The organism is Legionellales bacterium (genome assembly GCA_026125385.1).
Classification (GTDB): Bacteria; Pseudomonadota; Gammaproteobacteria; order JAHCLG01; family JAHCLG01; genus JAHCLG01.
The window spans coordinates 134,020-142,903 of sequence record JAHCLG010000003.1 but is presented as its reverse complement, the minus strand read 5'-3'; the positions used below and the strand labels follow the sequence as shown (position 1 = coordinate 142,903).

General features: G+C 40.3%; 11 protein-coding genes. 7 read left to right on the top strand and 4 right to left on the bottom strand.

Annotated elements, in window-relative coordinates; genetic code table 11:
• The 5 genes from KIT27_02385 to KIT27_02365 all read left to right on the top strand — a co-directional run.
• Positions 1 to 423, top strand: a 423-nt coding sequence (locus KIT27_02385; protein ID MCW5588491.1) for a DUF2628 domain-containing protein, incomplete at its 5' end; no start/stop codon positions are given.
• Positions 424 to 434: 11 nt separating this feature from the next.
• On the top strand, positions 435 to 1,565 hold the full coding sequence (locus KIT27_02380; GenBank protein ID MCW5588490.1) for a cysteine desulfurase: 1,131 nt from the start codon (positions 435 to 437) through the stop codon (positions 1,563 to 1,565).
• 5 nt (positions 1,566 to 1,570) lie between these two features.
• Complete coding sequence (locus KIT27_02375) at positions 1,571 to 2,734, top strand: IscS subfamily cysteine desulfurase (GenBank protein MCW5588489.1); 1,164 nt, start codon at positions 1,571 to 1,573, stop codon at positions 2,732 to 2,734.
• Positions 2,731 to 3,093 (top strand): iron-sulfur cluster assembly scaffold protein, encoded by a 363-nt coding sequence (locus KIT27_02370; protein MCW5588488.1) that lies wholly within the window; start codon positions 2,731 to 2,733, stop codon positions 3,091 to 3,093. The genes KIT27_02375 and KIT27_02370 overlap by 4 nt, the downstream gene beginning before the upstream one ends.
• A 2-nt stretch (positions 3,094 to 3,095) precedes the next feature.
• On the top strand, positions 3,096 to 3,464 hold the full coding sequence (locus KIT27_02365; GenBank protein ID MCW5588487.1) for an iron-sulfur cluster assembly accessory protein: 369 nt from the start codon (positions 3,096 to 3,098) through the stop codon (positions 3,462 to 3,464).
• A gap of 166 nt (positions 3,465 to 3,630) precedes the next feature.
• Here the strand turns inward: KIT27_02365 and KIT27_02360 are convergent, their stop codons facing one another.
• Together KIT27_02360 and KIT27_02355 are read right to left on the bottom strand one after the other, a co-directional pair.
• Positions 3,631 to 3,933: a helix-turn-helix transcriptional regulator gene (locus KIT27_02360; GenBank protein ID MCW5588486.1), complete on the bottom strand. Its 303-nt coding sequence runs from the start codon at positions 3,931 to 3,933 to the stop codon at positions 3,631 to 3,633.
• 31 nt (positions 3,934 to 3,964) lie between these two features.
• Positions 3,965 to 4,249: a type II toxin-antitoxin system RelE/ParE family toxin gene (locus KIT27_02355; protein MCW5588485.1), complete on the bottom strand. Its 285-nt coding sequence runs from the start codon at positions 4,247 to 4,249 to the stop codon at positions 3,965 to 3,967.
• 346 nt (positions 4,250 to 4,595) lie between these two features.
• Between KIT27_02355 and KIT27_02350 the strand changes: the two genes are divergently transcribed.
• A complete protein-coding gene (locus KIT27_02350) occupies positions 4,596 to 4,850 on the top strand; it encodes an AbrB/MazE/SpoVT family DNA-binding domain-containing protein (GenBank protein MCW5588484.1) in 255 nt (84 codons plus the stop codon).
• A 20-nt stretch (positions 4,851 to 4,870) separates the two neighbouring features.
• On the opposite strand, the gene KIT27_02345 is transcribed toward KIT27_02350, so the two are convergent.
• The gene (locus KIT27_02345; protein ID MCW5588483.1) at positions 4,871 to 6,253 is read right to left on the bottom strand and encodes an ATP-binding protein; all 1,383 of its coding nucleotides are present in this window, start codon (positions 6,251 to 6,253) and stop codon (positions 4,871 to 4,873) included.
• Between the two features lie 189 nt (positions 6,254 to 6,442).
• On the bottom strand, positions 6,443 to 8,251 hold the full coding sequence (gene recQ, locus KIT27_02340; GenBank protein MCW5588482.1) for a DNA helicase RecQ: 1,809 nt from the start codon (positions 8,249 to 8,251) through the stop codon (positions 6,443 to 6,445).
• Between the two features lie 191 nt (positions 8,252 to 8,442).
• On the opposite strand from recQ, the gene crcB reads away from it, so the two are divergent.
• The gene (gene crcB, locus KIT27_02335) at positions 8,443 to 8,829 is read left to right on the top strand and encodes a fluoride efflux transporter CrcB (GenBank protein MCW5588481.1); all 387 of its coding nucleotides are present in this window, start codon (positions 8,443 to 8,445) and stop codon (positions 8,827 to 8,829) included.
• Positions 8,830 to 8,884 lie beyond the last annotated feature (55 nt).

Sequence of the window (8,884 nt, the reverse complement as noted above, 5' to 3'; positions counted from 1 at the left end):
GCGAATACGTGGAATTGGGGAGCGTTTTGTTTTTCATTTTTATGGCTGGCTTATCGCAAAATGTATGGGTATTTTACGGTTTTTCTCATTTTTGCATTATTGCTCTTGTTCATTGCGCTGGCGTTTAATTTTAATGCGGAGTTTATTGCTTGCATGATTTTTTTACCGATGGCGATCCTCGGTTATTTTGGCAATCAACTCTATCGTCATCATGTCGATAATAAATTTTTGGAAATTTATGCGACCACCGAAGAACACGATGTTCCTGCAAAACTTATCCAAGTGGGTGGCGTCAGTTTTTATCATGTTATTATCAGTATTTTTATTATTAGTACCGCCATGTATTTTTTATTCGTATTATTTAACGCTGTACCCGCTGATTATCGACCGCTTAATTTAATCCAATTATTATTTTCATTTTGAGGATGATGCCAATGACGATTTATTTCGATCATAATGCCACCACGCCGATTGACTCCCGCGTGGTGGAAGCCATGTTACCATATTGGCAACACGCCACAGGCAACCCCTCCAGCATGCATGCCCCCGGGCGTTTAGCTAAAACCGCGATTGAAACTGCGCGGGCGCAAGTGGCGCAATTAGTTAATGCCAAACCCCATCAGGTTATTTTCACCGGCAATGGTAGCGAAGCCAATAATTTAGCCATCAAAGGTTGGGCATCGACGCAAAAAGGCGGAAAAATTCTTTTAAGCGCTATTGAGCATAAATCCGTTTTATTAACAGTAAAACGATTAACGCAACAAGGATTTCTTCACACCATCGTCGGTGTGGATCAACAATCACAATTATTACTCGATGAATTTGAACAAGCGCTGCAACAACAACCTAATTTTATTTCTTTAATGCGCGCCAATAATGAAACGGGTACTTTATTTCCTATCCAACAATTAGCAGCTAAAGCTAAACAAGTTGGCTGTATTTTTCACACCGATGCCGTGCAAGCGGCTGGAAAAATTCGTATTGATATGTCCAGTCTAGGTGTTGATCTGCTTAGTTTAGCAGCCCATAAATTTGGTGGACCACAAGGCATGGGGGCGTTAATTGTTAATGACAGTATTGAACTACAACCTTTAATCGATGGCGGTGGTCAAGAACGCGGATTGCGCAGTGGCACGTTAAATGTAGCGGGAATTGTGGGCATGGGAAAAGCGGCCGAACTTGCCTATCAAGAATTAACCCAGCGCCACATGACCATGCTCAAGTGCCAACATCATTTTGAAGAAGGCCTGGCGACGATTCCAGGAATTACCTTACTCGCCGCAGAATCTGAGCGTTTACCCAATACCAGTTTAATTGCATTAAAAGGAATTGACAGCGAAACCTTGGTCATGAATTTAGATCAAGCAGGTTTTGCGGTGTCTGCGGGTGCGGCTTGCGGCAAAACGGGCACCACGCATGTGGTAAAAGCCATGCAGCTTGATGAAGGAATTGCGGAAAGTATTGTTCGCGTGAGTTTTTCCGCGCATAATACGCCAGCAGAAATCGATCAATTTTTATCAGTATTACAACAACAATCGGCATTAGCGCAACGAATGGCATTTTAATTAATATGAATAATCCTATTTATCTTGATTACATGGCGACAACACCTGTTGATCGGCGTGTTGCCGAACAAATGCTGCTCTATTTAACAGCCGATGGCGATTTTGGTAATCCTTCTTCTGCTCACGATTATGGCAAACGCGCTCGTCACGCCATTCAAAACGCGAGAGCAGAAGTGGCGCAACTGCTAAACGCGCAATCTGAAGAAATTATTTTTACCAGTGGCGCGACCGAAGCCATTAATCTCGCTTTATTTGGCGCAGCTTATCACTATCAACGTAAAGGCAAACACATTATCACCAGTAATATCGAGCATAAAGCTGTATTCAATTGTTGTGAAGCGTTAAGTAAACAAGGATTTTCGATGACCTATTTACCGGTGGATCATAACGGTTTATTGGTAGTAGAGGATTTAAAAAAAGCCATTCGACCCGATACCATTTTAATTTCTTTAGCTCATGTCAATAATGAAATCGGTATTATTAATCCTGTGCATGATATTGGACAAATAGCCCGTGAGGCGGGAATTATTTTTCATGTGGATGCTGCGCAAAGCTTGGGAAAAATTCCGGTTAATGTGCGAGAAATGAAGATTGATTTACTCTCGCTTTCAGCGCATAAAATTTATGGACCCAAAGGCAGTGGCGCATTATTTGTGAGCAAACAGCCTCGTATTAAACTGCAACCCTATCTAGTTGGTGGCGGCCAAGAGCAGGGCTTACGCGGTGGCACTTTAGCTACGCATCAAATTATTGGTTTGGGCCGGGCGTGTGAATTGGTGCGTCTCCATATGGCGGAGGAAGTTCCCCGTATTCAAGCCTTCCGCGATCAATTTTGGAATGCCATAAAACATCTACCAGGCATTATATTAAATGGCAGTTGGGAAAAACGAGTCGCTCATAATCTCAATATTTCATTTGAGAATATTCATGGCGAAGCATTGGTGATGGCGTTGCAAAATCTTGCACTATCGACAGGTTCAGCCTGTAATGCCGCAAGTCTTGATCCATCGCCTGTTATCCTTGCACTCGGGAGAAAACCCCATGTCGCACACGCTAGTTTGCGCATTTCTTTCGGACGGTTTACCGAGCAAACCGACGTCGATGATGCTATAAATTATTTTTTACAGCAGGTTAAGCGTTTGCAAACACTCTCGGTATTTTCAGTATGATAGACTATCACCCAGCAACGTTAAGTGAATTTGCTAACCCCTATGGCGTAGGCGAATTGGACAATGCCATTATCCTAGAAAGTGGACAGGTGGATTCATTGGGCGTAATTCGTTTTTATCTATTAATAGAAAATGATAAAATTAAAACTATTCGTTTTAAAGCCTTTGGCTGTGTGAGTGTGATTGCTGCTTGCTCATTGGTCTGTCGATCAGTGGAAGGACAATTACTCACGCAGGCGAAAACATTAACCGCCAATGAAATTATCCAAAAATTGCATTTACCGAATATCAAATATCCTATGGCAATTTTTGTAGAACAGACTTTTATATCGGCATTAAAATTTTGTGAGGATAAATGACCATGACTACGGTTTCACAATACGACCCTAAAAATATTCATCCACAAGAGGCCATCACCGCAACACCGGCTGCCATCCAACATTTACAACAACAAATTGCTAAAAAAGGAGAGGGCATTGGTATTCGCTTGGCGACTAAACGCAGTGGTTGCAATGGCTATTCTTATGTCATCGACATTATTAATGCGGTGGCGGAAGACGATAAACAATTTCATCTCGACAATTTAGTGGTTGCCATCAGCCCACTCGATTGGCCATTATTAAAAGGCACCAAATTAGATTATATCCGTGATGGACTTAATTTTCGTTTTGTTTATGAAAATCCTAATCAAAGTGGCGCGTGTGGGTGTGGGGAAAGTTTTAATATTTAATTTATACGAGCAGACTCAGCGGCATTGAGCGACGTTACCATACTCAAAACGATTGGATTTTAGGCGAGGCGCCGAGTTAAAGATACGAAGAAGTGTATACTGAATACAATCTCTCCGTAGCTTTAACTCGGCAACAAAGCCTTAAATTCAAGGGTGAAGAGTATATTTAGGCAGGTTTGTCTTTTAGCTTTTTTTTAGATAACGGCTTGAGGTGGATTTCTAATTTACAACCTACAGCATGAGCATATTTACGTAATGTGCTAACGCTCGGTGAGTGTTTGCCACGAGAAGCAGATGCTTCTAGCCGTGCAATCGCCGGTGCTTTCGTACCCATGCGGTCAGCGACGTCTTCTTGTGTTAATCCAGCACACTTTCTAGCATGAAGCATTTCTCTTAATAATTGATATTCATCTTCCAAGGAATCATATTCTGCTTTAAAAGCAGGATCGTTCATCCAATCGGCAACCATTTCATCGTGCGTTTTTAAAGCAGGAATGCGCTTATTTTTTTCGTTGCTCATTTTTCACCTCTTTCATCCGACGTATAGCGATATTTAATTCTTTACGTGGAGTTTCTTGAGTTTTTTTAACGAAGCCATGTAAAATTACAATTCGCTTACCTAGCAACGTACAATAAAAAATACGAGCAATTCCTTCCTTGCCCTTTGGGCGTAATTCAAATAATCCATCGCCCATTGCTTTTGAATGCGGTAGGCGTAAATCCATCCCAAACTCGGCCAACAAATCCGTTAACTTGGCGTAAGCTGCTCTGATCCCGATAGGCATTTTTCCTACCCAATCCTGTACGTTCTGATTGTAATACTCTATTGTCCACTACATATAGAATATAACATATTTGTTAATTTTTCCAGTTTTTATAACGGCATTAATCCAACGTTACACGAAGCACTTGTGAATTATTTAGGAGCTTCGCAGCAGTGCGAGGTTACTATTATTAAATATTACCATTACTCTAAACCGTTTACTCAAAGCAATTAGGTTATAAGTGAGGCGCAAAGTATGAAGATACAAAGGAATATATTAAAAATATCTTTATGTTTATACAAGTTGATACGAGGCTATTTAATGTCTAGACTTGTATAAACATTATTAAAATGTGAGGAAATTTAAGATGGGCGTTAAAGCCAATTTGACTGTGCAAAAATGGGGAAATAGCCTCGCGGTTCGCATCCCTGCCAATATCGCACGTGGTCTTCATTTTAACTCAGGAACGACAGTCGAGCTGAGAATTCAGGGGCACGAACTCGTACTTAGAGAGGTTGGTGAGCCGAAGTTAACGTTGCAAGAACGCTTGGCACGTTTTGATCCAAAAAAGCATGGCGGTGAAGTGATGGCGGAAAGTTCAATCGGCTTGGAAAAACTGTAATCAAAACAATTGGATTTTATTTAACTAAAAGAAATGGGGAGTTCATTGTCTAATAAACGATGAATTTGCCCGATTAAATAAAACGGTAACGAAATTAAGGAATAATTGACTGGTTGCCCTAACGTATCTTTCACGTCCACTAACGTTTTACTCGGATAATCGCTATTAATGCGCATTGCTAACGGGAATTTTTTTAAGCGCATAAAATAATGCAACGATTTTAAACTCCCAGTACTGCCTGCTTTAATTTCAATGGGAATAGGCTGATTGGCGTGTTGAATAATATAATCGATTTCAGCATTGGCAGAGGTTTCTTGACGTTGCCAATAATAAAGTGCCGGCTCAATAAAGGGAGGATCGATGGTTCTTAGTAATTGTCCGGCTACTTGCTCTGCCATGCCGCCATTATTGATAAGAGTAATGTCTACACCAGCTTGAATATGTTTTAAATTTAATCCCAGAGCGGTACTGCATAAACCTACATCCAAAAAAATTTCTTTAAAATATTTTTGATTGAGTTCAGCGGCTAAAGGAATACCATTCGCCGCACAACTGGGCACGCGGTGAGTGAGGCGCGCTTTTTCGAGTAAGTGTAGCACTGAATTGAGCGTGGCCGCGGATACGGATTTATTAATCTTGCTAAAAATTACTTTTTGTCCTAATAAGCGTGGAATGGTAATCATCACTTCGTCTAAGCGCGCAATGGCAATTTTTCCTTTATATTTAGAAAAATCATCGCGATAAGTTGCTAGTAAATCATGCTGAAGTTGATTTACAGAAATAAAAGAATGATGGCTTACCCATTCTGCAACACAGGCGGGTAAACCGCCAACGAGAAGATAATCTTTAAAGAGTTGATCGAATTTTTCATGAATAGCCGCGGGTATGGCCTCGGTTAAATGATAATCATGTAAATAATCATGAAGAGAATGTTCATCAAGAGCTAATAAAAATTCTTCAAAGGATAATGGTTCTAAGTGCAAATAGCTGATTCTTCCTACCGGCATGCTAAATGAATGTTCGTCTAAAATAAACTCTAATAAAGAACCTGCGGCAATTACCGCTAAATCGGGTAAATCTTCTGCAAGCCAGCGTAATTTGCTGAGGATTTGTGGTGCGCTTTGAATTTCATCGAGAAATAATAAGCAACGTTGAGGATCGATTTTTTGTTGGGTGAGCATGCTTAAATTTACTAGAATATGTTCGGTATTATTGCTTTCGAATAAACTGGCTTGCGTCGGATATTTTTCAAAATTAAGTTCGATTAAGGTTAAACCCATGTGCTCGGCAAAATGGCGAACTAACCAGGTTTTACCGACTTGGCGTGCGCCACGGATCACCAAAGGTTTGCGCAAATTTGATGCATGCCAGGCGATTAGATGGGTGAGTAATGTTCTTTGCATGTAATAGATATAACTGATTGATAATTTATATAATTATAAGCTATTACTGAATAAAGTCAATAAAACTAGAGGTTGTTTTGGTGGTTATCTCTATAAAACAAGACCTTGTTTTGTAGAGCATTAAGAACATTCTTTACCATTTCTACCGCACACTGAATTACCCTGTTTTCACCGCAAGACGATTAACGCTTAATTATCCAAATAGTCATTGATCTCGCGTAAAAATAATTCGCCGTATTGTTCTAATTTTTTTTGCCCCACACCAGTGATATTTAAAAATGCCACGGGGTGAGTGGGTAAATAGGCGGCCATTTCGGCGAGTGCGCGATCGGAAAAAATAATAAACGGTGCGACGTGATTTTCTTTGGCGAGTTTTAACCGTAGTTGGCGTAGGCGTTGGAATAAATCTTCTTCATAATCTAAATCGTCTTTATTGATGGTGGGTTTTTTCACCGTACTCGGTTTATTTAATTTCACGCGAGGTGTTGCTAAACTCAGCGCAATTTCTCCGCGTAATAACGGGCGTGCTTGTTCGGTTAAACGCAGTACGGAATAATTCGCAATATCTTGCTCTAAAAAGCCTAAATGAATTAATTGTCGAATAACGCTAAACCAATGCTCAGCAGATTTATCTTTGCCAATGGCGAAGGTGGATAATGTATCGTGTTTAAATTTAGTAATTTGAGCGTTGGCATGGCCTAATAATACGCTGACGATATGATTTATGCCAAAGCGTTGATTGACTCGATAGACACAAGATAATACTTTTTGCGCATCGGTTAAGGCGTCGTAATATTGGGGAGGATTTAAACAAATATCACAGTTTTGACAATTTTCCTGCAAATTTTCGCTGAAATAATTTAATAATACACGTCGACGACAATGTTGAGTTTCGGCAAAAGCAGCCATAGCATTTAATTTATGAATTTCAATCCGTTTTTGTTGCTCATTTTGCATGTTATCAATTAAACCACGATTACGTGCAATATCGGCAGGACCGTATAATAAAACAGCTTCAGCCGGCATGCCATCGCGACCACTGCGTCCTGTTTCTTGATAATAGGCTTCTAAATGTTTTGGCATATCGTAATGAATAATAAATCGCACATTCGATTTATCGATACCCATGCCAAACGCCAGCGTTGCTACGACAATATCAATTTCATCTAGTTGAAAGGATTGCAAGGCTTTTTCTCGTAAACTGTGCGATAAACCCGCATGATAAGGTAAACACTTAAAATCACGTGCTTGTAAACTTGAATTTAATTCTTCAACGCGTGAGCGCGTGGTGCAATAAATAATACCGGCTTGATGGCGATGAGTTTGCAAAAAATCTAATACTTGATTTAACGGTTTATATTTTTCAATCACCGTATAGCTGATATTAGGACGATTAAAACTGGCAATAAATTTTTTGGGATCACGCAATCTTAATTGCAAAATGATATCTTGACGCGTTTGTTTATCGGCGGTTGCCGTTAAGGCAATAATGGGAATCTGCGGAAATAATTGCGGTAACGCTTTTAATTGTGTGTATTCTGGGCGAAACTCATGTCCCCATTGTGAAACGCAGTGTGCTTCATCGATGGCAAATAAACTGATTTCAATTTCTTTTAAGCGCTCTAAAAATGCCGGCATCATTAAGCGCTCGGGGGCAATATACAATAAATCTAATTCTTGCTGATGAAATTGCGCGAGCACTTGTCGCGAAGTTTTACTATCTAGACTCGAATTGTAATAGGCCGCGGCGACACCATTTTGTTGGAGTGCTTGAACTTGATCTTGCATTAGCGAAATTAAGGGTGACACTACGATAGCTGTGCCCGATTTGATTAAAGCCGGAATTTGAAAACATAAAGATTTACCGCCACCTGTTGGCATGAGTACTAAACAATCTTGATTATCACAAACGGTGTTAATAATATCTTGTTGTAATGGACGAAATGAATCATACCCAAAGATGCGTTGTAAAATATCCAATCCATTTTTTTCAGACAATTCAATAATGACAAATACTCCTCAAGTAGTAGCCTGGAACGGAGCGCAGCGGAGATCCAGGATCAGAGTTTTAAAATTTCACCGATCCTGGATCTCCGCTGCGCTCCGTTCCAGGCTACATCCGTTCCAGGCTACACTTTAATTGCTAATTGCGCTATTGTTTCATGATTTGCAAAAGCAAGGAAGTTATCGTGATTATTAATTTAGTTTGGGTGGGTTTTGGTGGTGCTTTGGGTGCCATGGCGCGATATTTACTTGCGGGATTTGTTCAGCAACATGCAACGCCGCAATGGTTTCCGTGGGGCACGGTTACAGTGAATTTGTTGGGGTGTTTCATCATCGGCGCCTTACTGGCATTTTTCGAAATAAAACAAATTGGTAATCCGCATTATAAACTATTCGCGTTTGTGGGAATTTTAGGTGGTTTTACTACCTTTTCGTCATTCGGCTTAGAAACATTAACATTACTGGAGCATCAACATTTCACTGCGGCATTAATCAATATTGGCGTGCAAGTCATCCTAGGAATTAGCGCTGTCGCTGTGGGAGTCAATAGCGTCAATTGGCTTCTGAGTTAATCATAATCTTTTTCCGAAAGCCATTGCGCCGGCGTGCATAACCTATATAATACGC

Bases quoted from the DNA above. Each gene is read 5' to 3' on its own strand.
- KIT27_02380 (MCW5588490.1), top strand. From the start codon at position 435: ATGACGATTTATTTCGATCATAATGCCACCACGCCGATTGACTCCCGC.
- KIT27_02355 (MCW5588485.1), bottom strand. From the start codon at position 4,249: ATGCCTATCGGGATCAGAGCAGCTTACGCCAAGTTAACGGATTTGTTG.
- KIT27_02375 (MCW5588489.1), top strand. From the start codon at position 1,571: ATGAATAATCCTATTTATCTTGATTACATGGCGACAACACCTGTTGAT.
- KIT27_02365 (MCW5588487.1), top strand. From the start codon at position 3,096: ATGACTACGGTTTCACAATACGACCCTAAAAATATTCATCCACAAGAG.
- KIT27_02345 (MCW5588483.1), bottom strand. From the start codon at position 6,253: ATGCAAAGAACATTACTCACCCATCTAATCGCCTGGCATGCATCAAAT.
- KIT27_02370 (MCW5588488.1), top strand. From the start codon at position 2,731: ATGATAGACTATCACCCAGCAACGTTAAGTGAATTTGCTAACCCCTAT.
- KIT27_02360 (MCW5588486.1), bottom strand. From the start codon at position 3,933: ATGGTTGCCGATTGGATGAACGATCCTGCTTTTAAAGCAGAATATGAT.
- KIT27_02350 (MCW5588484.1), top strand. From the start codon at position 4,596: ATGGGCGTTAAAGCCAATTTGACTGTGCAAAAATGGGGAAATAGCCTC.